Raw genomic sequence first — 24,979 nt, 5'->3', positions numbered from 1 at the left:
TTACGGTGACAGGCGTGGATGTAACCGATAATACCGATCCTTGTAATGTGGTGATCACACGTACCTGGACCTTTACCGATAGCTGTGACAACAGCTCGTCTGTATCGCAAACAATCACGGTGACCGATACCACGGCTCCGGTGGCAACAAATGATCTATCAGACATAACGGTAAACTGTAATGTTATTCCAGATGTACCTACATTAGTTTTTGACGATTGTTCAGATGATATAATGATTACAGATTTTAATGAAGACAACTCATTTGATGGAACAAATAACGATTATGAGATAATTTGGACTTGGGAGTTTACAGACTCTTGTGGCAATATTGGAACTGCTTCTCAAATTGTATATGTAAATATGGTAGATACGATTGTTTATGAAAGTGACAGTAGATGTTCTGATGATGGTATAATTGATTTATTTGACTACTATTTTGGAAATGACATGTCTGGCACTTGGGAAGTTATTTCTGGTGATACAACCTTAAACGGTAGTGATTTTGACCCCTCAATTGTAGAGTTAGGAGATTATGTGTTTAACTATACTGTTGCAGATAACGGTTGTTTAAGCACGACTGAAGTAACATTAAATATCAATGATGACTGTATTGTATTGCCTTGTGGTAGTGAGAATGTAAAAATCTCTAAAGCAGTGACACCTAATGGCGACCAATGGAATGAATATTTTGAAGTTACTGGAATAGAAGACTGTGGATTTGTAATAGAAGTGAAGATATTTAACCGTTGGGGAGCAATGATTTATGAGTCCAATAATTATCAAAATAACTGGAATGGTACAACTTCTAAAGCTTCTGTTGGAAATGCAGATAAAGTACCTAATGGAACATATTATTATATTCTAACGTTAAAAAATAGTGGATTGAAACCTATTACTGGATATGTCTACTTAGGAACCAAATAAAAAACTATAACCTATGAAACTTATTAAACATTACATAGTTGCGTTGGCATTATTGAGTTGTACGGTTGGAATTGCTCAACAATTACCTCAATTCACTCAATATATGTACAATACTATCTCAATAAATCCTGCATACGCAGGTAGTCGAGAAACTTTAAGTGTCGTTGGTCTGCACAGAAGTCAGTGGGTTGGCTTTGATGGTGGACCAATTACCCAAACACTTTCAGTCAATTCGCCTTTACGAAATGAGAAAATTGGTGTGGGATTGTCCTTCATCAATGACAAATTAGGTGATGAACGTTTTTCATATCTATATGGAGATTTCTCTTACACCATTCAAACTGGTGAAAAAACCAAGCTGGCTTTTGGTATAAAAGGTGGATTTACAAGTTATAGTTTAGATAGAAATGCCGTTGATCCCAACGGACAAGATCCAAACATTTATGGTATTGAAGATAGATGGAGTCCAAATATTGGAGCTGGTGTATACTGGCACTCACAAATGTGGTATTTAGGACTTTCTGCACCTAGAATATTGAATACGGATTACACAAAAGGCAATAACAACCAAGATATTGCCGCTTTGGAACGTGTAAGCTACTATTTTACTGGTGGTTATGTTTTTACACTTAGTGAGAACACAAAATTAAAACCAGCTTTTTTAGTTAAAGCGACCAATGGTGCCCCTTTATCATTTGATATTACAGCAAACTTTTTGTTCTATGAAAAATTTTGGCTGGGAGCTGGGTATCGAATTAACGAAAACACTTCAGCTTTAGGTGGAATTGCAGATTTTCAAGTTTCCAAACAATTTAGAATTGGTTATGCGTATGAATATCCACTTTCTGAGCTAAATGATTACACTGGTGGAACCCATGAAATTTTAGTCATGTTCGAGTTGTTTAAGCCAAAACGAATCAAATCACCTAGATACTTCTAAAATATAACAGCATGAAAACAAAAATCTTATTCTCAATTATAATTGCATTAAGTAGTACGTTTCTTTTTTCCCAAGAAAAGGTTGCTGACAAATTTTTTGACAACTATGCTTATTTAAAAGCTGCTGAATTATACGAAGAAGCAGTGAAAAATGGTGAAGATAGCGAACATGTACTAACCAGGTTAGGAGATTGTTACTACAACAATTCCGACTCTAAACAAGCAGCTGTTTGGTATGGCAAAGCTCTCGAAAAATATTCAAATAAAATTAGCCCTGAATATATTTACAAATACATCCAAACGCAACGTAGTTTAAAAAACTATGAAGAAGCAGATAAATGGTTTGAAAAATTTAAAGAAAGGCAGGATAACGATAGTCGTGCCAGAAAAGGAAAAGACAACAACCTACATTTATACGAAAAATTAGCTTCAACAGCTGGTAGTTATGTAAAGGTAGATAACCTTCCTATAAATTCAAATTATTCAGATTTTGGAGCTTTTGTAAATGAGAACACCATTTACTTCGCTTCTGCCAGAGATACTGAAAATGATATTTACAAATGGAATAACGAGCCCTTTCTAGACCTTTATCAAGGAACCATTTCAACAACAGATGGTAAAAAAGAAGTTTCAGATGTTAAAAAACTATCTTTTGAAGGTGTAAGAAGAGACAATTTACATTCTGCAGATGCTGTATTAACCAACGATGGTAAAACCATGTATTTTTCCAGAATGAATGTTGGCAAAAGAAATAGAGCTCGTGCAGATAAAGAAGGAACTGTTCAATTAAAAATATACAAGGCTACACTTGTAGACAGCACTTGGTCTGATATTGTTGAACTTCCTATTAACAGTGATGATTTTTCAACCTACCACCCAGCTTTGAGTCCAGACAATAAAACCTTGTACTTTACTTCAGATCGTGATGGTGGTTTAGGACAAACAGATTTGTACAAAGTAGAAATTAAAGGAAACAATAGTTATGGAGAAGTTTATAACCTTGGGCCAAAAATAAATACCGAAGGTCGTGAGGGCTTCCCTTTTGTTGCCAAAGACAGTACTTTATACTTTTCTTCTGATGGATTCCTGAATCTTGGTCTTTTAGATATTTATAAATCTGATTACATAAAAGATGAAAATGCAGAAGTTATAAACCTTGGTGCACCTTACAACAGTGGTTACGACGATTTTGCTTTCTTTATAGACTCTGAAACCAATGAAGGTTATTTTTCATCCAATAGACTAGATGGTAAAGGTAGCGACGATATTTACGAGTTCACTATCTATGAATGTAAACAAAAGGTAAAAGGTGTAGCTAGAAACAGTAAAACATTGGAACCATTGGCCATGACTACTGTTCAACTTATTGATGAATCTGGTAAAATTGTTGGGGAAATCACAACCAATGAACTAGGTGAGTATGCTTATGATGTAGATTGCAACAAACAATACAAAATACTAGGAAGCAAACCAGATTATAAAGATGCTTTATTAGCTTTAGAAACTACTGATGAGCATGAAAAAGTTCATGAGGCCGATTTATTGCTTATCCCTCTTATTAACGATAACGAAATTGTAATTAACCCAATATTCTTCAACTTTGATAAGTGGGATATTAGACCAGATGCAGCTTACGAGTTGGAAAACATTGTATCTGTTATGAGAGAACACCCTAATATGATCATTAAAATTGAATCCCATACAGACAGTCGTGGATCTGATAGTTATAACATGAAACTCTCAGACAGAAGAGCTAAATCCACCAGAGACTACCTATACTCTAGAAACATTGCTCAAGAACGTATAGAAAGTGCTATTGGTTATGGAGAATCTCAGTTGGTAAACGAATGTTCCAATGGCGTACCATGTACGGAAGCTCAACATCAAGAAAATAGACGTTCAAAGTTTATTATTATTAATGACGAAGAAAATTAGCAAATAAACATAGAAAACAAGTGTAATAAGATTTAGTTTTTTTAATATCTATAGCTTACATATTAAACCTTCCTAACAATAATCTTATCACCTAAAAGCCACTCAATAAGAGTGGCTTTTGAATTTTATAACAGTCCCCCTTAAGAAATTTCCATTAATTACCACTATTGACTCAAAAAAATGTCACACAAACTCCATATTAATTTAATTACAATGGTTTCAAAGCTTAAGAAAGAGTTTATATGCAAGTATGGAGAATGAGTATTCAATACAGTATATTTAGATGAAATTAAGCGCATGATGTTGTCTGGAAAGATAAGATTAAACAGAACATAAACTTCCTTAAAAGAATAAGAGCATCATGTAAAAAAAACCACTCTACATTGATTTGTAGAGTGGTTTTCAATTTGCTATTAATTAAAACTTAGGTTTATTAATATAAAATAAATATAGCTTACATATTGATTTTTTAGTTGTTCCTAACTTATTATTTTTTTACAAAAATATTTGTGTAATACCATTTTCCTTGGCTGTTCTGTTCTGCAGAAATATCAAAATCGGTAAAATCCCCTTCTATATTTTCCCTGTGTCCAGGGCTGTTTAACCATGCATTCACAACAGATTCAGCTGTAGTGAAACCGTAGGCCACATTTTCAGACACCTTATTGGCTCCTGCATTGTTAATTAAATATGTTTTACGCTGATAAAAATTATCATGTGATACGTTATCATGCTCTATCATATAATCTGTATGACTGTAAGCTTGGGATTTAATTAATTTCATGTTGTTAAGTGGATTCAATCCTATGCTTAACCTGTAATCGTTAATTAATTCCACAATTTCAATTTCAATAACTTTGGTTTCAGGAACCACAATGTTTGTAGTGGTATTTTCTGCAGTTTCATCAAGGCTATCAGTTGAGCACGAAAATGATAGCATCGCAATTAATACCATGATTGGTAGTAAAGTAGGCTTTTTCATTGTTAGGTAATTTAGATTTGGTACTGCTAATTTAAATTCCTAATTAGAAAAAACTGTTAAATAAATGTTAAAATCGATAAACTACGTGTATTTTGTCGATTTTTTAAACATTTAATCGATGAAGTGCATGTTTAAAACAAAGAATTGAGTATTTCAACGGATAAATTATGGAGATAATCGATTTTTTGTCCAATCGTATTCAGGAGTTAGTGTGTATCTTATTCTGTCGTGCAATCTATTGGGTCTTCCTTGCCAAAACTCCATTTCTACAGGTTCTACCATAAATCCTCCCCAATAAGGTGGTCTTGGTATCTCTTTGCCTTCATATTCCTTTTCCAGTTCAGCTAGTTTTAGTTCTAGCGCTTCCCTACTCTCTATAACCTCACTTTGGTGGGAAACTATTGCTCCCAACTGACTTCCCCTTGGTCTAGATTCAAAATACCCATCGCTTAAATTGTCAGGAATCTTTTTGGCTTTGCCTTTAATAATTATCTGTCTTTCTGCTCCATGCCAAAAAAAGGACAAGCACACATGTGGATTGTTTGAGATGGCTTTGCCTTTTTCGCTATGGTAATTGGTATAGAAAATAAAGCCTTCATATGTGAACTTTTTAAGAAGAACAATTCTACTTTTAGGATAACCGTCCAGACCAATGGTAGAAATGGTCATGGCATTGGTTTCTATTTCAGGAAAGAATTTATCAACTTCAAAAAACCATTTTTGAAATAATTCCAATGGGTTTTCGGGTGTGTCTTCCAGCAAAAGTTCATGTTTTTCGTACGATTTTCTGTAACTGCCTAAGTCTGCATCCATTATATTAAAAATATGTTTTTTTACTATATTTTAGTTTTATTGCTTAACTATTTCTTATAAATTTATGGAATAATTTTCCCAAAATGACATTTGAAAATAGCAAACATTTTAACCTACTTCCCAGTTCAAAAATAGAGTTTTCTTTTGGTACCTTCTTCTTTTTAGAGAAAATAATTATCTCTGAGTTAAATGAAGGCATCCATTTTGACTGGGGAAAAATTGAACAAGTTATCTCTGCAATTGGAGAGCATTATGGAGACCAATTTGAGGTAGGATTTATATCCAATAGAATTAACTCCTATTCCATAGAGCCCCAATTATGGATTGATTTTTACAAAGAATATAATTTTATTGTAGCTAGTGCAGTAGTGGCATATAATAAATTTAATTATAAAAATGCAACCCTTGAAAAACACTTTTCCAAAACCAGCATCAAGAGGTGTCAGACTTTAAATGAAGCCATAGAATGGATTTTAAGCCTAAAGGAGTTTAATTAAAAACTAAAAACCTTACCATCTTTGGCCAATTCTACATGTTTAAATACAGTTTGGGCTTCTTCCTTAAATAGGTCCAAATTATCGTACCTGGTCGAAAAATGCCCAAGAATTAAAGTACCTACATTTGCCTGTTTGGCAATACTGGCAGCTTGTTTGGCTGTGCTGTGTTTTGTTGGAATGGTCAATTTTTCGTGTTTCTCTAAAAATGTGGATTCATGATACAAAGCTGTAACTCCCAGTATATTGTTTACCAACTTTTCGTTATATGCAGTGTCACTACAAAAGGCATAACTTCTGGGCTCAGGAGGATCTTTGGTAACTGTCTCATTTTTTACTAGCTTCCCTTTATTGTTTTCAACATCAAACCCTTGTTTTAACTTATTAAAATAAGCCATATCTATATCTGCTTCTATTGCTGCATTCATATCCAGTTTTCTAAGTCCAGGTTTCTCCTTAAAAAGAAATCCGTTGGTATAGATCCTGTGGTCCAATGGTATGGTGTAAACAGCTACTTTCTCGTCTTCAAAAATCAATTCTGGTTCTTGGGAAGTCAATTCGTGAAATATAAGTTGATAGTTTGTCCATGAATTGGCCAGTTTCATTTGAAGCGTCACCAATTCTTTCAAGCCTTTAGGTGCGTAAATATGGAGTTCTGTTTCTCTAGTCAATAACCTAAATGTAGAAATAAGCCCAATTAATCCAAAATAATGGTCACCATGAAGATGCGAAATAAAAATATGTTTAATCCGGTTAAACTTCACTTTGTTCCTACGCAATTCTACCTGTGTTCCTTCACCACAATCTATTAAGAATATATGATTGTTAATTTCCAAAACCTGAGACGTAGGATTGGTATTGATACGTGGTGTGGCACTATGACAACCTAAAATGGTGAGTTTCATTATCTTGTTTGGCGTTTAGTTGTTTGTTGTTTAGTGGTAGACAACTTAACAACAAACAACTTTACAATTCAACATTTTTTCAGAATCCGAGATCACGCTCCATTTCTTCCATTTCAATAATGTCGTATGCTTCTTGAAGGGTTGGCACAACCAATATCTCGTCTGGCATCTCGTCCAGGTTTACTTTATCTGAAACTATTACAAACGAATGTTTGGATTTTCTGTGTGTGTTTGAAATTTGCAAAAACTCGATAACATCCTGAAGGGTTATAGACTGAAGACTTGTTAAGGATACAATAATATTATCGTTTTTATAACGATTGTAAACCACATCCAGTTTTTTTACCAACTCTGTTACAGATGCTTTTTCTTGGGTGATTATGGTAATATTACCATCTTTGTCTATAATCATAATCTTATTGTTTTATTTTTGAAGCTAATAAATATATTACAGCCATCCTAACTGCAACACCATTTTGCACTTGATCCAAAATGATAGCTTGTTTGGAATCTGCCACATCGCTTGTAATTTCCACACCACGATTTATAGGTCCTGGATGCATGATTGTGATTTCTTTATCCAAAGAGTCCAATAGTGCTTTATTCACACCAAATTGTTGGGTATATTCTCTGGTAGAAGGAAAATAGCTAATGTCCATTCGTTCGTTTTGTACACGAAGCATGTTTGCAACATCGCACCAATTAAGGGCCTTTTGTAAGTTGGTTTCAACCTTTACGCCTAATTTATCTATGTGTTTGGGCAGTAATGTTTTTGGTCCACAAACCATAACATTGGCTCCTTGCAATTTAAGGGCATAGATGTTTGACAAAGCTACCCGACTATGTAGAATATCTCCAACAATAACAACATTTTTCCCTTTCACTTCCCCTAAACGTTCCCTTATTGAATAAGAATCCAGCAATGCTTGTGTAGGATGCTCATGAGCGCCATCTCCAGCATTAATGATACTTGCATCTACATGTTGCGACAAAAACACGCTGGCTCCTGGGTTTGGATGGCGCATCACAACCATATCCACTTTCATGGAAAGGATGTTGTTAACTGTATCTATCAAGGTTTCTCCTTTTTTTACTGAAGATTGTGATGCTGAAAAATTAATGACATCGGCCGACAGCCTTTTCTCAGCCAATTCAAAAGAGAGTTTGGTCCTAGTGGAATTTTCAAAAAATAAATTGGCAATGGTGATATCTCTAAGTGAAGGCACTTTTTTTATGGGTCTGTTAATCACTTCCTTAAAATGATCGGCAGTTTCAAAAATAAGTTCAATATCTTTTTTGTTAAGATATTTTATTCCCAATAAGTGGTTGACACTTAATTCACTCATTTTTATTCTAAGTTTATAGTTTAAAGTTTAAAGTTTAAAGTTGATTTAATCAATCTCATATAAAACATTAAACCGTTTTAAATTATCATTTTCAACTTTTAATTGCTAATTAAGTATACGGCATCTTCTCCTTCGTTTTCCAACCAGTTCACCTTGACTTTCTCGTTGTTAATGGCATCTACCTGTCTGCCTCTGTAATCTGGCTGAATGGGCAAATGTCTGCTAAAACGTCTATCTATTAAGGTTAGGAGTTCTATTTCTTTAGGTCTACCAAACGACTGGATGGCTGTTAATGCTGAACGGATGCTTCGGCCTGTATACAAGACATCGTCTATAAAAACAATGTTTTTATCTTCTACCAAAAAATTTATTTCAGTGGTGTTCGCTTCAAGAGGTTTTTCGCCTCTTCTAAAGTCGTCCCTAAAAAATGTAATGTCCAAAAGCCCCAACTTTACATGTTTTATTTTGTAATCTTCTTTAAGGATTTTTGTCAGTCTTTCTGCCAAAAATTTACCTCTTGGCTGAATACCTATTAACACTGTGTTTGCGAAGTCTGTATGTTTTTCAATTAATTGACAAGCCAATCTGTGAAGAATGATGTTTATTTCGGTTGCATTAAGTAGCACTCTTTGACTCATAGTGTTTTCCAAACGTGTTTGGTTAACAAAGGTAAATAAATTATGCTTTATTTCTTATTATTCTTTTAAATAAGTATTCCTAATATATTTATTATAATTAGAATCAAATTCTCTAAACTCTTCAGTATCTAATTCTATTGGAATTAAGTAAGGATTTAATTTCAAAGCATTACATATTTTTAAAAAATTTGAAATAGTAATATCTGTTTCTTGACTGAAATATCTACTAATAGTACTTTCAGAAACACCAGAAATTAGAGAAAGCTTATATTTACTCATTCCATATTTTTCATCTTTTAATCTATTGTTGATCATTGACATAAATTGACGAGTATTATCAAATGAAATTTCTTCTATTACTTTCTTTTTAAGATTCAATTCTTCTTTTTTAGCTTTTTTATTCATGATAAAACTATAATTTTAAACGTTTTTTTTACCTCCATATATGCAAATATAAAACAAAAAATAACATAATACCCTATAATATATAGATATTAAAGATGTTGATAATATTGTTAATAACATATATTAAAAATACCAAATAGCTTTATGCTTTATAAGTAATTTTAAGATAAATTGAAAGGAGGTGTAAAATGAAATGAATAAACAAAAAAAAGAGCCAAAGCCCTGCAACAAGTTCTGGCTCAAATTTGGAAGATTAAAAATTGTAATAGAGGTAATTACCTCTGCTATAAATTTAATCAAAGTTATTATGTAAATTTATTATAAAATTACATAAAAAAAGAATTTAATTTAAAATTTATTCTAAAAAGCCTCTCAAAAATAATTTGAGAGGCTTTTAAATTATATAAAATTAAGTAAGATTATTTCTTTCCGTCCATTTTATCTTTAAGAGCTTGTAAAGCGTCGTTAGCATCACCTAAGGTTGGTTTTGCTTCTGCAGCTTGAGCTTCTGCTTTTTTGGCAGCAGCTTTTACGTTTGCAGCTTCTTCTTCTCTAAAAATAGCAGTATGGGAAGCAACCACACGTTTAAACTCTTTGTTAAATTCAATAATTTTGAATTCGGCAGTATCTCCTTTTTTAAGTTTCTTTCCATCTTCTTTTTCAAGGTGACGGGAAGGAACAAAAGCAACGATGTCTTCGTTAAATTCAATAGTTGCACCTTTATCAACAACATCAGCGATTTCTGCTGTATGAACTGTATCTAAAGCGAATTCAGTTTCGTATTTATCCCAAGGGTTTTCAGTAGTTTGTTTGTGACCTAAACTTAATTTACGTCCTTCTACATCCAATTCCAGAACAACAACATCTAAAGTATCACCTACGTTGCAGAATTCACTTGGGTGTTTTATTTTCTTGGTCCAAGATAAATCAGAGATGTAAATCAATCCATCAATACCTTCTTCCAATTCCACAAACACACCAAAATTGGTAAAGTTACGTACAATACCTTTGTGCTTGGATCCTACAGGGTATTTAGACGTAATATCTGTCCATGGATCTGGAGTTAATTGCTTAATACCAAGAGACATCTTACGGTCTTCTCTATCCAATGTTAAGATTTGTGCTTCAACCTCGTCTCCTACAGAAACGAAATCTTGAGCCGAACGTAAATGTGTAGACCAAGACATTTCAGACACGTGGATCAATCCTTCAACACCATCAGCCACTTCAATAAAAGCGCCATAATCTGCAATAACCACTACTTTTCCTTTTACTTTGTCTCCAACTTTAACGTCTTCTCCAAGAGCGTCCCAAGGATGTTTGCTTAATTGTTTTAAACCTAATTGGATTCTTGATTTATCTTCATCAAAATCAAGGATAACCACGTTTAATTTTTGATCCAACTCAACAATTTCGTTTGGATGGTTGATTCTAGACCAAGAAAGGTCTGTAATATGGATTAAACCATCTACACCACCAAGATCGATAAAGACTCCATAAGAAGTTATGTTTTTAACAACACCTTCCAATACTTGTCCTTTTTCCAGTTGACCAATAATTTCTTTCTTTTGTTCTTCAATATCAGCTTCGATAAGTGCTTTATGAGAAACCACAACGTTTTTAAATTCGTGGTTAATTTTAACCACTTTAAATTCCATTGTTTTGTTTACATATTGATCGTAATCCCTAATTGGTTTTACATCAATTTGAGAACCTGGCAAGAAGGCTTCGATACCGAAAACATCTACAATCATACCACCTTTGGTTCTACATTTAACAAAACCATTAACGATTTCGCCATTATCATGCGCAGCGTTAACACGATCCCAAGCTTTAATTACACGAGCTTTTCTGTGAGATAATATCAATTGTCCTGTTGCGTCTTCACGCACATCAATTAACACTTCAACTTTATCTCCTACTTTTAAGTTTGGATTGTAACGGAATTCGTTTAAAGAAATTACACCTTCAGATTTTGCATTGATGTCAATAATAGCATCGCGATCTGTAATGTGAATAACTTCCCCTTCAACAACTTCATCATTTAAAGTGTCAACGAAATTTTCAGCTACTAATTTTTCAAATTCCTGTAATTGAGAATCTTCAACCTCATCAATACCTTCCTGGTAATTGTGCCAGTTAAAATCTTTTAAGAATTTTTCAGGGTTTGCTTGAGCTTCAGATACTACTGGAGCTTCTACAGTTTTTGCTTCAGTTGCTTCAACTTCAGCTTGTTTTGCTTTTTCAGCCATTTAAAATTAATTATGTAATGGTTACGGTTTTCACTTTTAGGATATACGGTAACATTACGTTTGTATTCTGTGTTGTCTCAGAAAAATTAAGCGATTAACACACAGAAGTGTTATTAAATATTTGTTTTCAACTCCTTCTAATTTCTGACTCTTCGCTAAAAGGAGTGCAAAATTAATGATTTTTGATAAAATATCCTAATGTATTTTTCTTAAAATTAAGAGCTTACTGTTTGCTTTATAACTTGGTCTCAACAAGTTGAAGGATTTTGTTGAATTGCTCTTCTAAACTTAGGTTGGAATTGTCTATTTCTATGGCATCTTTTGCCTTTACTAGTGGGGAATCCTTTCTGTTGGAGTCTATGTAATCGCGTTCCTGAACATTGTGGAGCACCTCGTTATAAGATACCTGCTCCCCTTTTGAAAGCAACTCTTGATATCGTCTGTTTGCTCTGGTTTCAGGTGAGGCTGTCATAAATATCTTAAGTTCGGCATTAGGGAACACAACGGTTCCTATATCACGACCATCCATTACAATACCTTTGCTTTCGCCCATTTTTTGTTGCTGCTTAACCAATAATTCCCTGACTTCTGATATTTCGGCTACCTGACTAACAAAACCTGAAACTTCCAAGGTCCTAATTTGTTTTTCAACATTCTTGCCGTTTAAGTACACTTCGGCATAGCCCAAATTCGGGTTAAATGTAAAAGTGATGTCTATTTGATCTAAATGTGCTATTAAATCCTGAACGTGAAAATAGGTGTTGCTTATAAAATGATGTTGCATGGCATACCAAGTGACTGCACGATACATGGCTCCAGAATCCACATAAATATATCCCAAATGATTGGCTAATTGTTTGGCAACAGTACTTTTACCTGTTGATGAAAATCCGTCTATGGCAATGGTAATTTTATTCATGTATGTGTTTTACGTGAAAAATGGGTATCCAATAAATTGCTTAATTAAGGCAATAAAAATATCATTTTATTATCGTAAATCCAGTTGTAAGCCAAAAAAGTTGGCGTTGGCCGCACTGGTATATCTGGCATGGGTAAAACTAAAACGCATTCTGTTGAGTTTTAATCCAAAACCTGCCGAAATTCCAGAAAAATTTCGTTGATCTACGATTTTAAGCTCACTACCTCTTCTAAAATTATAACCCAACCTGATGTTAAAGATCCCTTCGGGAAAAATTTCAGCTCCAATAATGGTATGATTCAATACGTTTTTAAAAAAACCCGACTTCTCTTGGGTTTGATTCCCTTCTAAATCGGTTTCTGCCCTAGCTGGATTTGAAACAGTAATAGGCCATTTCTGTAAGTTTTCAAACGTTAAATGCCAACGTAGAGGCACATGTTCCAAGGTTTGAGACATTCCAAAAGCAATTTCCAATGGCAAAGGCTCGTTTAGACCAGCATAAGTTGTAATTTGCATTCCAGCATTTCTAACCACTAAGGTTGCCTGAAACTCAATATCTTCGTTTATGTAAATAAGTCCAGCATCTATAGCTGCACCAAAAGAAGAGTATTGTTCCAATTTGGATGTGATTAATTTAAGGTTACCTCCTAAATAAAAATTTGAATATCCCAATTGAGCTGCGTAGCCAAAAGAAAGAGCTGCTTCGTTTCCTGTAAAGGAACCTGTAGCGTTACCAACTTCGTCATATCCATCAAAACTTCCATAGTTAATATAATTTACACCTACATGTAAAGTTTGTGTACGTCTGTCCCAAGTATAGGCATAAGCTGCAGTGCCATAATTTATGCCTCCCAAGTAACTGGTGTAATTTAAAGCCAATTGGTTATCCATTTCCGGATTAATGGTTGCTGGATTGGTAAGGGCTTGGGTAACATCGTAATCCACATTGGTAAAGACCTTTCCCCCTAGGGCAGCTTGTCTTGGCGAAGAGACCAAATTAAGAAATTGATACGTAGTTTCACCACCAACCTGAGCCGAAACCAAAGTGCTGAGAAGCATTATAAAAACTACCGTAAATCTCTTAATCATACAGGTGCAAAGTAACTAAATCTATCTTAAAACGGCTGCAAGTATAAATTATTTTTAAATGATAAAAAAAACCTCGAATATAATTTCGAGGTTTTGTTTCTTTTTTAAGTTAACTCGCTTAGAGTTTCTTGGCATTTGCAACTTTTTGATTAGTTATCGCGATTTTAATAACATCGCTCATGTCTGTTACATAATGGAAGGTCAAGCCTTTTAAATATTCTGGTTTAATTTCTTCAATATCCCTTCTATTGTCTTCGCATAGCAATATCTCTTTAATTCTAGCACGTTTGGCAGCCAAGATTTTTTCTTTAATGCCACCTACCGGAAGCACTTTGCCCCTTAATGTAATTTCGCCAGTCATAGCAAGACTTTTCTTTACTTTCCTTTGGGTAAATAGAGACACCAGTGAAGTTAACATGGTTACACCTGCACTTGGACCATCTTTAGGTGTGGCACCTTCTGGCACGTGGATGTGTACGTTGTATTTTTCAAAAATATCTGGATCTAAATCCAGTTCCTTGGCATTGGATTTTATAAACTCCATGGCAATGGTTGCAGACTCTTTCATAACGGTTCCTAAGTTACCTGTTATGGTTAAATTGCCTTTACCTTTAGAGAGAATCGATTCAATAAATAAAATATCTCCTCCTACCCTTGTCCAAGCCAAGCCGGTAACCACTCCTGCCACATTGTTGTTTTCATATTTATCACGCTCAAGTTTTGGGCCTCCAAGAATGTCTAAAATATCCTGATTTGAGATTTTTATATTATAGGCTTCTTCCATGGCTATATTTTTAGCAGCATACCGAACCATTTTTGCCAATTGTTTTTCCAAACCACGAACCCCGGACTCCCTAGTATAACCTTCTACAATTTTTTCCAACTGAGGTTTTCCTATTTTCAAATCCTTATCGGTTAATCCATGTTCTTTTAATTGTTTTGGCAATAAATGACGTTTGGCTATTTCCACTTTCTCTTCAATGGTATAACCTGTTACGTTTATAATCTCCATTCTATCCAACAAAGCAGGTTGAATGGTTGACAAACTGTTAGATGTGGCAATAAACATGACTTTAGACAGATCGTAGCCCATTTCCAGGAAGTTATCGTAAAATTCATTATTTTGTTCTGGGTCTAAAACCTCCAACATAGCAGAAGATGGATCTCCTTGATGCGAGCTGGACAGCTTGTCTATTTCGTCTAACACAAAAACGGGATTGGAAGTGCCAGCTTTTTTAAGGCTTTGAATGATGCGACCAGGCATGGCTCCTATATAGGTTTTTCTATGACCTCTTATTTCAGCTTCATCACGCAATCCACCCAATGAAATTCGTACATATTCCCTTCCTAAAGCTTCGGCAATGGATTTCCCCAAAGAGGTTTTACCAACTCCTGGAGGTCCATAAAGACATAGAATTGGCGATTTCATGTCGTTTCTCAATTTAATGACAGCCAGATATTCCAAAATACGTTTTTTAACGTCGTCCAGTCCATAATGGTCGCGATCCAATATGCGTTTGGCACGCTTTAAATCGAATTTATCTTTACTAAACTCGTTCCAAGGCAAATCCAAAAACAAGTCCAAATAATTTCGTTGAATGGAATATTCAGCAACCTGAGGGTTCATACGTTGAAGCTTCGCTATTTCCTTATTGAAATGTTCTTCAACCTTTTCGTCCCATTTTTTGGATTTTGCTCGCGTTTTCATTTCTTCAAGCTCTTCATCATAACTCACGCCACCCAATTCTTCTTGAATGGTTTTCATTTGTTGATGAAGAAAATACTCACGCTGTTGTTGGCTCATATCACTTTGAACCTTTAACTGGATATCGTTTTTTAGTTCCAATTTTTGAAACTCGACATTCATGAATTTTAACGTTGCCAAAGCTCTTTCCTTAAGATCGTTGATCTCTAATAAGGACTGCTTTTCGTTTACTGTTAAATTCATGTTGGAAGACACAAAGTTTATTAAAAACGAATTGCTTTCTATGTTTTTAATGGCAAAGGACGCTTCACTAGGAATGTTTGGACTGTCTTTGATAATTTGTAGGGCCAAATCCTTTATGGACTCTATAATGGCATCAAATTCCTTGTTGTTTTTACTTGGTCTGGCCTCTGGAACTTCGCGAATGGTAGCATTTATATAAGGTTTTTCGGTAATAACCTCTGCTACTTGAAACCTTTTCTTTCCTTGAATAATTACGGTTGTATTGCCATCTGGCATTTTTAAAACACGTAATATTCTTGCAACAGTACCTGTTTCGTGAATATCTGCTGCAGTAGGATCTTCAACGGCTTCGTCTTTTTGAGCCACCACACCTATCACCTTACTGCCTTTATTGGCATCGTCAATCAACTTAATGGATTTATCCCTTCCAGCAGTAATAGGAATCACCACTCCAGGAAATAAAACTGTATTCCTTAACGATAAAATAGGTAAGGTTTCCGGTAATTTTTCGTTTGATATTTCTTCTTCATCTTCAGGTGTCATTAAAGGTATTAATTCTGAATTTTCATCAAAATCCTGAAATGACAAACTGTCAAGGCTAAATAAATCTCTTTTCTTCATATATGTTATTAAGTCATTCTGTCATTAATTATATTAATTTCAAAATGATTATCATTTTAATGGGTTAAGCATCACATTCTAAAACCTTGATTATTCATAGCTTAACAAATAACAAGGAATTAATCGCCAATAAAAGTTCAATTAATATGCCATACTTTATAAAGCATCAAAAAACTTAGGATGGTGTTTGAAAATAATATACAAACTTATAGGTTTTAAAAAAATTAAAATATTTTTTAAGCAAACTGTAACAAACTATCTTTAACATCATCTTTAAAGTAACAAACCGTTTTAATTGAGTCTAACCCATCAACATATAGAAGAGCTTATATCGCTTTGCAAGTCTGGAAACCAATTGGCGCAATTGGAAATTAACAACAGATATCACAAAGCCATGTTTAATGTAGCATACAGAATTGCAAAAGATCGTTTTGAAGCTGAAGACATTATGCAAGAGGCTTTTTTACTGGCTTTTACAAAACTTGAAAGCTTAAAGGACACTGCTACGTTTGGAGCCTGGTTAAAACGCATTGTTATTAATAACAGCATGCACCATTTAAAAAAGAACAGCAAATTTGAAAGCACTTCTTTTGATGATGTGAAATATAAAATTGAAAGTGAGGATCCAGAGATTTCCATCGATTATGAGTTTACAAATTTAAGGGCAAAACAAGTTCTGGACACCTTGAACACTTTAAAGGAAAGCTACAGGATTACACTCACATTGCATTTAATTGAAGGTTACGACTATGAGGAGATTGGGACCATTTTAAATATTAGCTATGCTAATTGTAGAACCACCATATCTAGAGCTAAAGAAAGTTTAAGACAAAAATTACAACCTCTAGCAACGCCATAAAAAAAAAGCTATGAATACAGATAATTTAAACAAACTGTTTGATGATTTAAAAGATGAATTTGACATTGAAGAACCAAATTCTGGACATACCAAACGGTTTTTAACCAAGCTAAACAACCAAGCAGATACTATGTCAAGTGTTACAGCCACAAAAAAATCATGGTTTTGGAAGCCATTGGCGGGAATTGCTGCCACTCTGGTTTTAATTATGACTTTGGTAATAGCAAATGGTTCGCAAAACAAGGTAAGAGATTTGGCCAATGTTTCTCCAGAAATGAAAGAAACCCAACGTTTTTTTGCAAGTACCATTTCTGAAGAGTTAAAAAAACTGGAAAACCAATCGAATCCAGAAACCAAAATGATTATTAACGATGCGTTAATTCAAATTAAAAAACTGGAAATGGATTATGAAAACCTAAAAATAGACCTGACCAAAAGTGGCGATGACAATCGTGTAATTTTTGCCATGATAAAAAACTTTCAAAACCGAATAGATATTTTACAAAACACCTTAAAACACATAGAAAACATAAAACAACTAAATAACTTTAACAATGAAAGCAATTCAAACATATAGCATCATCCTGCTTCTTTTAACTATGTCTTTCTGTGGTTATGCAGCTACAGAAACAAACGGGATTTCAAAGGAAAAACACACCAAGGAAAAAATCATTAAAAAATCTTTTAACGTGTCGGCAAACGCCACTTTAAAAATCGATAATAGCTATGGAAACCTAGATATAGTAACCTGGAACGAAAACAGAATTGAAATTGTGGTAACCATAACCACCAAAGGAAACGACGAAGAAAAAGTACAGCGTAAACTGGACGACATTACAGTAGAATTTAATGCCACAAACAGTTTGGTTTCTGCAAAAACCATATTCAATAAAACCAGGTCCAATTCCTGGTGGAACTGGAACAGTAACAATAATGTAAACATGAGCATTAATTATGTGGTTAAAATGCCTATTACAAATGCTGTGGATTTAAGCAATGATTATGGAAACATTAACTTGGGAAAACTTGAAGGACGAGCCATTATTAATTGCGATTATGGCAAAATAACCACCAAAGAGCTTATGGCATCCAATAACAAAATTAATTTTGATTACACCTCTAACTGTTATTTTGAATACATAAACAGTGCTGAAATAAATGCCGATTACAGTGGTTTTACCATTGCAAAAGCAAAAAACATACTTTTAAATGCCGATTACACCTCCTCCATTTTAGAAACTGTTGAAAATATAAATTATGAATGCGATTACGGTTCCATTAAAATAAATAGAGCCAATAATATTGTGGGAAATGGCGATTATTTAACCGTTGTTATTGGGGATGTTTATAAAAACGTAAATCTTGAAGCCGATTATGGCTCCATTAAAATTGATAACATGACAGAACAAGCAGGAAATGTGAACATAGAATCTGATTATACTGGCATTAAAATTGGACATGCAGCCAATTATCATTTTAATTTCGATATTGATTTGGAATATGCCTCCTTAAATGACAGTGGGTTTGAGTTCAATAAAAAACATGAAGAATCTGGAGGAAATTATTATACTGGATATTATGGTTCGCCAAACTCCGGAAACATGGTAAAAATAGAATCAGACTACGGAAGCGTGTCTTTTTACAAAAACTAACCGATAAATCATCAAAAAACATTATGAAAAAAATCATTCTTATAATAACAGTACTTATTTCCTCTTTTAGTTTCGCACAAAAAGTGAAAGGCAACGGAAACGTGACAAGCATAACAAGAACCACAGCAGATTATAACGCTATCTCCTGTTCTGGGTTTATGGATTTTGAATTGATAAAAGGTACGGAAGGTGCCATTAAAATTGAAGGAGAAGCCAATCTTTTGGATTATATTATAACCGAAGTAAAAGACAACAAGCTCATTGTAAAAACCAAAGATCGTGTTAATTTAAAACCGTCGCCCAATAAAAGCATAAAAATTACCATTCCTTTTCAAGATATTGATGAAGTGTCTTTGTCTGGATCCGGAGATTTATGGTGTAAAGACATTATAATTACAACGGATTTAAAAGTATCCTTAGCTGGTTCTGGTGATGTTACTTTAATTTTAAAAACCGACACCTTAAAATGCGATTTAACAGGATCTGGCGATATAAAATTAAAAGGGAGCACAAATAACCTGGAAGCCACGTTAACAGGATCTGGAGACTTAAACGCATCGAGTGTGACTTCAGACTATACAGAGGTTTCCGTTACAGGTTCAGGAAATGCCAATGTAATTAGCAATAAATATCTAAAGGCACGAGTTACAGGTTCTGGCGATATTGAATACACTGGAAACCCTGAAAAAGAGGATACCAAAGTGGCTGGCTCTGGGAGTATAAGTAAAGATTAAGGTTTCAACCACAATAATAAAGGCCACTCTATCTGAGTGGCTTTTTTTTATATAAATGAAAACTATTCTGTATCCAAATACAGTCTTGGTACGGAATAACTAGTGCCATTTTGAGATTGTTCTATGTTAAAGGACGATTCTTGAACATCACTAAATCTGAACCAGATATCAGTAGCTACTTGTCCTGAACCTCCTAAATCTTCGATTTTCATTACACGTTCACTTTCGTTAACCCAAATCCAATCACCAGTTGATATAACTTCGTTTCCTAGAAGCATAACTTTTTGCTCATACATGCCATTAGAGTGAAAATAAATATCAGCAGTAAAATCTTCAGAATCATACCACCATTTGTCAAATAAAGAAGATAGTTCTATGTTAGTACCATTTCCATTATTTGTGGTATTATTAAAATCACCTTCCAAAGGCTCATTATCACATGAAGAAACAGTAAACATTAATAAAGCAAGAAGCAAATAAGGGGCTAATTTTAAATTTTTCATAATAGGTTTTAATATAATTTTTGTAAACATAAGCTTTTTTTATAAAAATTAGTTTGGGTTTGTTTTAGGTACGCGAAATAGCAAAATAATCCCAATTAGAAAGAACACAAACAAAAACACGATGGCATTTCGCATGCTTCCAGTAATTTGATCGATGCTGGCAAAAATAACCATTCCAATAACGATACCTATTTTTTCAGCAACATCATAAAAACTAAAGAAGGAAGTTGAATCGTCTGTTTCCGGTAAAAATTTAGAATAAGTGGATCTGGCCAAAGCTTGAATGCCTCCCATAACCAAGCCAACCACACCAGCCGTAATATAAAACTGTATTGGAGTAACTACAAAATAAGCTGCAAAACACATCGTCATCCAGATAACATTTACGCTTATCAATGTTTTGATATTACCAAATTTTTCTGATGCCCTAGAGGTTAAAACAGCTCCCAAAATAGCTACTATTTGAATCACCAAAATACTCACAATCAAACCCATGGTTTTCTCGCTGTTATCTGCCCAAGAAATTTCTTCTTCCCCAAAATAAACAGCCACCAACATAATGGTTTGAACTGCCATGCTAAATACAAAAAATGCAGCTAGATAGCGCTTTAACCTCAAGTTTTGCTTTAATTGATGCCAAACCTGACGTAATTCCCTAAATCCGTTAAGAACCACATTTCTAGTTACTTTTTCGCCATTTAAAACGCCTTTAGGCAAAATGTAAAACGTATATTGACTGAATAAAATCCACCAAACACCAACCATCACAAAGGACCAGCGCATCATTTCCATTTTAGCCTCTCCAGTTTCTTGGCTCATAACCATGGCTAAATTTATAATAAGTAAAATAACGCTACCTACATATCCTAAAGAAAAACCTCTGGCACTGATCCTGTCTTGTTGCTCTGGAAAAGCAATATCTGGCAAATATGAATTATAAAACACCAAACTTCCCCAATAGCCAATCAATCCCATAAAATAAAACAACAAACTTATGTAAATATGGTCCAAGCTAAACCAATACAATCCAATACAGCCCAATCCACCAACATAACAGAAAAATTTCATGAAACTCTTTTTATTCCCAACATAATCTGCTATTCCAGACAATAAAGGCGACATCACCGAAACTATCAAAAAGGTAAAAGCGGTTACAAAGGTTATTAAAGCTGTACTTTTAAATTCAAAACCAAAAGCGTTAACATGTTTAATGTTGCTTGCAAATAAAGCAGAATAAAATATGGGGAAAATTGAAGAAGCAATGGTTAAAGTATACACAGAATTTGCCCAATCGTAAAATGCCCAAGCATTTAGCAATTTTTTACTTCCTTTTTCTAGTTTTGCCATACATGTTTTTTAATAAAAAAAGCTGTTCAAATTTAGAACAGCTTCGAAAATAAGTAAATATTTTAAAACATCACTTTTAAAATTTAGTTATTGGTTTAAATGAGGTGACACCAAACTTTTTTGCTTCAGATTCAGCCATTGGAACCAAAGACTGGATGTTTTGTATTCTTGAAGCATTGGATGGATGCGTGCTGAGTATTTCAGGTGGCGCATTGCCCCCATTATTGGCTTCCATGCGCTTCCATAATTCGGCAGCCTCACTAGGATTATAACCAGCCAAGGCCATTAAAATCAATCCTATTTTATCGGCTTCAGCTTCATGACTTCTACTAAAAGGAAGCATCACGCCAACTTGAGAACCAATACCATAATACTGATTAAAAGCAGCTCTATCGTTATCATTTTGAATAGCGATATTACCAGCCAATGCCACGCCTTGTTGAATATAATCTGCGCTCATACGCTGTTGTCCATGATTGGCAAGCGCGTGAGCAACTTCGTGTCCCATTATGGCTGCCACACCTGTTTCACTTTGTGCTATGGGAAGGATTCCTGTGTAAAATACAATCTTACCTCCTGGCATACACCAAGCATTAACTGTTTTATCGTCAATTAAATTGTATTCCCATTTGTAGTCTTTTAAATACCCTTGATAGCCATTGGCGTTTAACCAACGTTCAGCAGCTACAGATATACGCTGTCCTACCCTTTTTATCATTTCAGATTGTGCTGTTCCCGTAACAACTTTGCTTTCGCTAAGCACTTGGTTGTATTGCTGGAATGCTGTTGGGAATAATTGGGAATTCGGCACTAAGGCCATGGTTTGTTTTCCGGTAAAGGGATTGGTGGAACAAGCCATTACTACCAAAAGTAAAACAAACACACTTATTATTTTTTTAAACTTCATTTTAAAATATTTTTTCAGGAGTTAAAATTACAAAAATCATTCCTTATTTTTTTAGAGGAACACATTTTGTTTTTTAACCATAATTTATGCTTCTGTATGTAAAGTTAAATAAGTTTTGTCGACAAAAGGTGTTACAAACACTAATAAATTTAACCCATATGAAAATTTTATTAAGCTGCTTGCTGGTCTTGACCTTGCAAAGCTGTATGAGTCAAGAAAACAAAAAAAACTCAAATAAGGATACATTTAAAATCTCAAAAACCAATACCCAATGGAAACAGGAACTAAGTGCTAAGGCATATTATGTGTTAAGGGAAGGTGGTACAGAACGCGCTTTTTCCAGTCCGTTAAACTATACGAAAGATGCTGGAACCTATGTTTGCGCTGCCTGCAAAACTCCTTTGTTTAAAAGTGAACATAAATTCGACTCCGGAACTGGATGGCCAAGTTTTGACAGGGAAATCCCTGGAAATGTTGCTTTCTCCAAGGAAGGGAATGGTTTTACCGGAATTGAAGAGCATTGTGCCACTTGTGGAGGGCATTTGGGACATGTATTTAACGATGGTCCTAAAAAGACCACTGGAAAAAGACACTGTATAAATGGTGTGGCATTGAATTTTATTCCCAACCCATAATTTTAAACCTTAAACTTTAAATCTCGAATCTTAAACCAAAAACTTGGAATCCAGAATTTAGAACTTGTAATTTGTTAGATACTTTTTGTACCTTCGTAGCTTCAAAAAACGACTAAAAATTATACAATGAGTAAATACGATATTATTGTTCTTGGAAGTGGTCCTGGTGGCTACGTAACTGCTATTAGAGCGTCCCAGCTAGGTTTTAAAACTGCTGTTGTTGAAAAAGAAAGCCTTGGTGGTGTATGTTTAAATTGGGGTTGTATCCCTACCAAAGCGCTCTTAAAATCTGCCCAAGTGTTTGAATATTTAAAGCATGCCAGCGACTATGGGCTTTCTGTAAAAGAGTTTGATAAAGACTTTAATGCTGTTGTAAAACGTAGTCGTGGTGTTGCTGAAGGAATGAGCAAAGGTGTTCAGTTTTTAATGAAAAAGAACAAGATCGATGTCATTGAAGGGTTTGGAACATTAAAACCTGGAAAAAAAGTTGAAGTAAACGGAAAAGAATACAGTGCAGACCACATCATTATAGCTACTGGAGCTCGTTCCAGGGAATTACCAAGCTTACCACAAGATGGTAAAAAAGTAATTGGTTATAGAGAAGCCATGACACTGGACAAACAACCTAAAAAAATGATTGTGGTTGGATCTGGTGCCATAGGCGTTGAATTTGCATACTTTTACAATTCCATGGGAACAGATGTAACCATTGTTGAATTCTTACCAAATATCGTTCCTGTGGAAGACGAAGATGTTTCCAAACAATTAGAACGTTCTTTCAAGAAAAGTGGCATAAAAATCATGACTTCTTCTGAAGTTACCAAAGTTGACACTTCTGGAAAAGGCGTAAAAGCCACGGTTAAAACTTCTAAAGGAGAAGAAGTCCTTGAAGCCGATATTATATTATCTGCTGTGGGAATTAAAACCAATATTGAAAACATAGGTTTAGAAGATGTTGGTATTGCTGTGGATAGAGATAAAATTTTAGTGAACAACTATTACCAAACAAACATTCCTGGTTATTATGCCATTGGAGATGTCACTCCAGGACAAGCATTGGCTCACGTAGCTTCTGCTGAAGGCATTCTATGTGTTGAAAAAATTGCTGGTATGCATGTGGAAGCTTTAGATTATGGAAACATTCCAGGTTGTACCTACGCTTCGCCAGAAATTGCAAGTGTTGGATTAACCGAAAAACAAGCCAAAGATAAAGGTTACGACATTAAAGTGGGCAAATTCCCTTTCTCTGCCTCAGGTAAAGCAAGTGCTGCTGGAACAAAAGATGGTTTTGTAAAAGTGATTTTCGATGCCAAATATGGTGAATGGTTAGGTTGCCATATGATTGGAGCTGGCGTAACAGACATGATTGCTGAAGCCGTTCTAGGTAGAAAACTTGAAACCACTGGCCATGAAGTTTTAAAAGCCGTACATCCACATCCTACCATGAGTGAAGCTGTTATGGAAGCCGTTGCAGATGCTTATGGTGAGGTGATACATTTATAAATCCCTACTAACCTTCTCAAAGGAAGAGCCTTAGCTTATCCAGAGTGATATGTTTAGATATTTAAATTAAAGCACGATTCAAAATTTTGAATCGTGCTTTTTTTATAGACAGTAAAATTTAAGACAGTATCACTAAATTTTAAGAAACATTATAGAGGATTTAAAAAACTCTGCAAAGCCAATTCATAACTTTGCAATCCAAAACCAACAATAATTCCTTTGGCATAAGGTGCCACATAAGAGTGATGCCTAAAATCCTCGCGCTTAAACGTGTTGGAGATATGCACTTCCACCACAGCTGTTTCTATGGCTGCCACAGCATCTCCTATTCCAACAGACGTATGCGTATAAGCTGCTGCATTTAAAATAATCCCATAATATGAAAAACCAACTTCGTGAAGCTTATCAATAAGTTCCCCTTCAATGTTGGATTGAAAGTGTTCTAAGATAACTTGAGGGTATTTTGCCTTTATGGTTTCAAAAAATTCATTAAAACTGAGGTTGCCATAAATTTGTGGCTCTCGTTTTCCCAATAGGTTTAAATTGGGACCATTGATAATGATGATTTTTTTCATCTGTAAATGCTTTCTTGTTTTAGTAAAGGTATCAAAAATTAACCCATAAAAA

25 protein-coding genes are annotated in these 24,979 nt (G+C 34.5%); 10 read left to right on the top strand and 15 right to left on the bottom strand.

The annotated features are described in order from the left end of the window. The 3 genes from AACY93_RS07615 to AACY93_RS07605 all read left to right on the top strand — a co-directional run. Positions 1-926: gliding motility-associated C-terminal domain-containing protein (locus tag AACY93_RS07615; protein WP_339611609.1), on the top strand; the 926-nt coding region annotated here is incomplete at its 5' end. 13 nt (positions 927-939) lie between these two features. Beyond that, positions 940-1,866, top strand: coding sequence for a type IX secretion system membrane protein PorP/SprF (locus AACY93_RS07610; RefSeq protein ID WP_007651649.1), 927 nt, complete (start codon positions 940-942; stop codon positions 1,864-1,866). An 11-nt stretch (positions 1,867-1,877) separates the two neighbouring features. After that, complete coding sequence (locus AACY93_RS07605) at positions 1,878-3,800, top strand: OmpA family protein (protein WP_287006562.1); 1,923 nt, start codon at positions 1,878-1,880, stop codon at positions 3,798-3,800. A 487-nt stretch (positions 3,801-4,287) separates the two neighbouring features. Here the strand turns inward: AACY93_RS07605 and AACY93_RS07600 are convergent, their stop codons facing one another. Both AACY93_RS07600 and pdxH read right to left on the bottom strand, forming a co-directional pair. Next, a complete protein-coding gene (locus AACY93_RS07600; protein ID WP_040492569.1) occupies positions 4,288-4,782 on the bottom strand; it encodes a CAP domain-containing protein in 495 nt (164 codons plus the stop codon). Between the two features lie 165 nt (positions 4,783-4,947). Next, on the bottom strand, positions 4,948-5,595 hold the full coding sequence (gene pdxH / locus AACY93_RS07595; protein ID WP_287006564.1) for a pyridoxamine 5'-phosphate oxidase: 648 nt from the start codon (positions 5,593-5,595) through the stop codon (positions 4,948-4,950). An 83-nt stretch (positions 5,596-5,678) separates the two neighbouring features. Between pdxH and AACY93_RS07590 the strand changes: the two genes are divergently transcribed. After that, a complete protein-coding gene (locus tag AACY93_RS07590; protein ID WP_287006566.1) occupies positions 5,679-6,092 on the top strand; it encodes a hypothetical protein in 414 nt (137 codons plus the stop codon). Here the strand turns inward: AACY93_RS07590 and AACY93_RS07585 are convergent. The 9 genes from AACY93_RS07585 to lon form a co-directional block, all read right to left on the bottom strand. After that, positions 6,089-6,994, bottom strand: coding sequence for a ribonuclease Z (locus AACY93_RS07585; RefSeq protein WP_287006567.1), 906 nt, complete (start codon positions 6,992-6,994; stop codon positions 6,089-6,091). The genes AACY93_RS07590 and AACY93_RS07585 overlap by 4 nt on opposite strands. A 79-nt stretch (positions 6,995-7,073) precedes the next feature. Next, the gene (locus AACY93_RS07580; protein ID WP_287006569.1) at positions 7,074-7,406 is read right to left on the bottom strand and encodes a ribonuclease Z; all 333 of its coding nucleotides are present in this window, start codon (positions 7,404-7,406) and stop codon (positions 7,074-7,076) included. Between the two features lie 4 nt (positions 7,407-7,410). Then, positions 7,411-8,340 (bottom strand): aspartate carbamoyltransferase catalytic subunit, encoded by a 930-nt coding sequence (locus AACY93_RS07575; RefSeq protein ID WP_007651636.1) that lies wholly within the window; start codon positions 8,338-8,340, stop codon positions 7,411-7,413. Positions 8,341-8,438: 98 nt separating this feature from the next. Next, positions 8,439-8,978: a bifunctional pyr operon transcriptional regulator/uracil phosphoribosyltransferase PyrR gene (pyrR, locus tag AACY93_RS07570; protein ID WP_286852552.1), complete on the bottom strand. Its 540-nt coding sequence runs from the start codon at positions 8,976-8,978 to the stop codon at positions 8,439-8,441. Positions 8,979-9,035: 57 nt separating this feature from the next. Further along, positions 9,036-9,383 (bottom strand): helix-turn-helix transcriptional regulator, encoded by a 348-nt coding sequence (locus AACY93_RS07565; protein WP_286852551.1) that lies wholly within the window; start codon positions 9,381-9,383, stop codon positions 9,036-9,038. A 419-nt stretch (positions 9,384-9,802) separates the two neighbouring features. Beyond that, positions 9,803-11,635 (bottom strand): 30S ribosomal protein S1, encoded by a 1,833-nt coding sequence (gene rpsA, locus AACY93_RS07560; RefSeq protein ID WP_007651633.1) that lies wholly within the window; start codon positions 11,633-11,635, stop codon positions 9,803-9,805. Between the two features lie 235 nt (positions 11,636-11,870). Next, on the bottom strand, positions 11,871-12,554 hold the full coding sequence (cmk, locus tag AACY93_RS07555) for a (d)CMP kinase (protein WP_007651632.1): 684 nt from the start codon (positions 12,552-12,554) through the stop codon (positions 11,871-11,873). 69 nt (positions 12,555-12,623) lie between these two features. After that, positions 12,624-13,643, bottom strand: coding sequence for a type IX secretion system protein PorQ (gene porQ, locus AACY93_RS07550; RefSeq protein ID WP_040492566.1), 1,020 nt, complete (start codon positions 13,641-13,643; stop codon positions 12,624-12,626). 118 nt (positions 13,644-13,761) lie between these two features. Next, positions 13,762-16,212, bottom strand: coding sequence for an endopeptidase La (gene lon / locus AACY93_RS07545; RefSeq protein WP_287006572.1), 2,451 nt, complete (start codon positions 16,210-16,212; stop codon positions 13,762-13,764). Between the two features lie 295 nt (positions 16,213-16,507). Between lon and AACY93_RS07540 the strand changes: the two genes are divergently transcribed. The 4 genes from AACY93_RS07540 to AACY93_RS07525 are packed head-to-tail and all read left to right on the top strand — an operon-like array spanning position 16,508 to position 19,457. Further along, the gene (locus tag AACY93_RS07540) at positions 16,508-17,071 is read left to right on the top strand and encodes a sigma-70 family RNA polymerase sigma factor (protein ID WP_287006574.1); all 564 of its coding nucleotides are present in this window, start codon (positions 16,508-16,510) and stop codon (positions 17,069-17,071) included. 10 nt (positions 17,072-17,081) lie between these two features. Next, positions 17,082-17,648, top strand: coding sequence for a hypothetical protein (locus AACY93_RS07535; protein WP_286852548.1), 567 nt, complete (start codon positions 17,082-17,084; stop codon positions 17,646-17,648). After that, a complete protein-coding gene (locus tag AACY93_RS07530) occupies positions 17,626-18,723 on the top strand; it encodes a hypothetical protein (protein ID WP_287006576.1) in 1,098 nt (365 codons plus the stop codon). Before AACY93_RS07535 ends, AACY93_RS07530 begins: the two co-directional genes overlap by 23 nt. A 23-nt stretch (positions 18,724-18,746) precedes the next feature. Then, positions 18,747-19,457 carry a head GIN domain-containing protein gene (locus AACY93_RS07525; RefSeq protein WP_287006578.1) on the top strand — a complete coding sequence of 237 codons (711 nt, stop codon included), beginning with the start codon at positions 18,747-18,749 and terminating at the stop codon, positions 19,455-19,457. A 62-nt stretch (positions 19,458-19,519) separates the two neighbouring features. Here the strand turns inward: AACY93_RS07525 and AACY93_RS07520 are convergent, their stop codons facing one another. From AACY93_RS07520 to AACY93_RS07510, 3 genes are all read right to left on the bottom strand, one after another. Continuing rightward, a complete protein-coding gene (locus tag AACY93_RS07520; RefSeq protein ID WP_287006579.1) occupies positions 19,520-19,933 on the bottom strand; it encodes a hypothetical protein in 414 nt (137 codons plus the stop codon). Between the two features lie 75 nt (positions 19,934-20,008). Beyond that, positions 20,009-21,307 carry an MFS transporter gene (locus tag AACY93_RS07515; protein WP_287006581.1) on the bottom strand — a complete coding sequence of 433 codons (1,299 nt, stop codon included), beginning with the start codon at positions 21,305-21,307 and terminating at the stop codon, positions 20,009-20,011. 76 nt (positions 21,308-21,383) lie between these two features. Then, entirely contained in the window at positions 21,384-22,214 is an 831-nt protein-coding gene (locus AACY93_RS07510; protein ID WP_286852544.1) for a M48 family metallopeptidase, read from the bottom strand. A 158-nt stretch (positions 22,215-22,372) separates the two neighbouring features. Here AACY93_RS07510 and msrB point away from each other — a divergent pair, with 158 nt between their 5' ends. After that, complete coding sequence (gene msrB, locus AACY93_RS07505) at positions 22,373-22,849, top strand: peptide-methionine (R)-S-oxide reductase MsrB (RefSeq protein ID WP_286852543.1); 477 nt, start codon at positions 22,373-22,375, stop codon at positions 22,847-22,849. Between the two features lie 126 nt (positions 22,850-22,975). After that, positions 22,976-24,352: a dihydrolipoyl dehydrogenase gene (gene lpdA / locus AACY93_RS07500; RefSeq protein ID WP_286852542.1), complete on the top strand. Its 1,377-nt coding sequence runs from the start codon at positions 22,976-22,978 to the stop codon at positions 24,350-24,352. A 149-nt stretch (positions 24,353-24,501) separates the two neighbouring features. Here lpdA and aroQ read toward each other — a convergent pair whose 3' ends face one another. Next, entirely contained in the window at positions 24,502-24,927 is a 426-nt protein-coding gene (gene aroQ / locus AACY93_RS07495) for a type II 3-dehydroquinate dehydratase (RefSeq protein WP_286852541.1), read from the bottom strand. Positions 24,928-24,979: the final 52 nt, after the last annotated feature.

Origin of the sequence: uncultured Xanthomarina sp. (assembly GCF_963971605.1) — a bacterium.
In the GTDB taxonomy this organism is placed as follows: Bacteria; Bacteroidota; Bacteroidia; order Flavobacteriales; family Flavobacteriaceae; genus Xanthomarina; species Xanthomarina gelatinilytica.
Note: the sequence above shows the minus strand (reverse complement) of the source record. Positions and strands in the feature narration are given on the sequence as shown.

What these genes read in the sequence shown, in the direction of transcription:
- AACY93_RS07610 (WP_007651649.1), top strand. Translation starts at nt 940, where the DNA reads ATGAAACTTATTAAACATTACATAGTTGCGTTGGCATTATTGAGTTGT.
- AACY93_RS07605 (WP_287006562.1), top strand. Translation starts at nt 1,878, where the DNA reads ATGAAAACAAAAATCTTATTCTCAATTATAATTGCATTAAGTAGTACG.
- AACY93_RS07600 (WP_040492569.1), bottom strand. Translation starts at nt 4,782, where the DNA reads ATGAAAAAGCCTACTTTACTACCAATCATGGTATTAATTGCGATGCTA.
- pdxH (WP_287006564.1), bottom strand. Translation starts at nt 5,595, where the DNA reads ATGGATGCAGACTTAGGCAGTTACAGAAAATCGTACGAAAAACATGAA.
- AACY93_RS07590 (WP_287006566.1), top strand. Translation starts at nt 5,679, where the DNA reads ATGACATTTGAAAATAGCAAACATTTTAACCTACTTCCCAGTTCAAAA.
- AACY93_RS07585 (WP_287006567.1), bottom strand. Translation starts at nt 6,994, where the DNA reads ATGAAACTCACCATTTTAGGTTGTCATAGTGCCACACCACGTATCAAT.
- AACY93_RS07580 (WP_287006569.1), bottom strand. Translation starts at nt 7,406, where the DNA reads ATGATTATAGACAAAGATGGTAATATTACCATAATCACCCAAGAAAAA.
- AACY93_RS07575 (WP_007651636.1), bottom strand. Translation starts at nt 8,340, where the DNA reads ATGAGTGAATTAAGTGTCAACCACTTATTGGGAATAAAATATCTTAAC.
- pyrR (WP_286852552.1), bottom strand. Translation starts at nt 8,978, where the DNA reads ATGAGTCAAAGAGTGCTACTTAATGCAACCGAAATAAACATCATTCTT.
- AACY93_RS07565 (WP_286852551.1), bottom strand. Translation starts at nt 9,383, where the DNA reads ATGAATAAAAAAGCTAAAAAAGAAGAATTGAATCTTAAAAAGAAAGTA.
- rpsA (WP_007651633.1), bottom strand. Translation starts at nt 11,635, where the DNA reads ATGGCTGAAAAAGCAAAACAAGCTGAAGTTGAAGCAACTGAAGCAAAA.
- cmk (WP_007651632.1), bottom strand. Translation starts at nt 12,554, where the DNA reads ATGAATAAAATTACCATTGCCATAGACGGATTTTCATCAACAGGTAAA.
- porQ (WP_040492566.1), bottom strand. Translation starts at nt 13,643, where the DNA reads ATGATTAAGAGATTTACGGTAGTTTTTATAATGCTTCTCAGCACTTTG.
- lon (WP_287006572.1), bottom strand. Translation starts at nt 16,212, where the DNA reads ATGAAGAAAAGAGATTTATTTAGCCTTGACAGTTTGTCATTTCAGGAT.
- AACY93_RS07535 (WP_286852548.1), top strand. Translation starts at nt 17,082, where the DNA reads ATGAATACAGATAATTTAAACAAACTGTTTGATGATTTAAAAGATGAA.
- AACY93_RS07530 (WP_287006576.1), top strand. Translation starts at nt 17,626, where the DNA reads ATGAAAGCAATTCAAACATATAGCATCATCCTGCTTCTTTTAACTATG.
- AACY93_RS07525 (WP_287006578.1), top strand. Translation starts at nt 18,747, where the DNA reads ATGAAAAAAATCATTCTTATAATAACAGTACTTATTTCCTCTTTTAGT.
- AACY93_RS07515 (WP_287006581.1), bottom strand. Translation starts at nt 21,307, where the DNA reads ATGGCAAAACTAGAAAAAGGAAGTAAAAAATTGCTAAATGCTTGGGCA.
- AACY93_RS07510 (WP_286852544.1), bottom strand. Translation starts at nt 22,214, where the DNA reads ATGAAGTTTAAAAAAATAATAAGTGTGTTTGTTTTACTTTTGGTAGTA.
- msrB (WP_286852543.1), top strand. Translation starts at nt 22,373, where the DNA reads ATGAAAATTTTATTAAGCTGCTTGCTGGTCTTGACCTTGCAAAGCTGT.
- lpdA (WP_286852542.1), top strand. Translation starts at nt 22,976, where the DNA reads ATGAGTAAATACGATATTATTGTTCTTGGAAGTGGTCCTGGTGGCTAC.
- aroQ (WP_286852541.1), bottom strand. Translation starts at nt 24,927, where the DNA reads ATGAAAAAAATCATCATTATCAATGGTCCCAATTTAAACCTATTGGGA.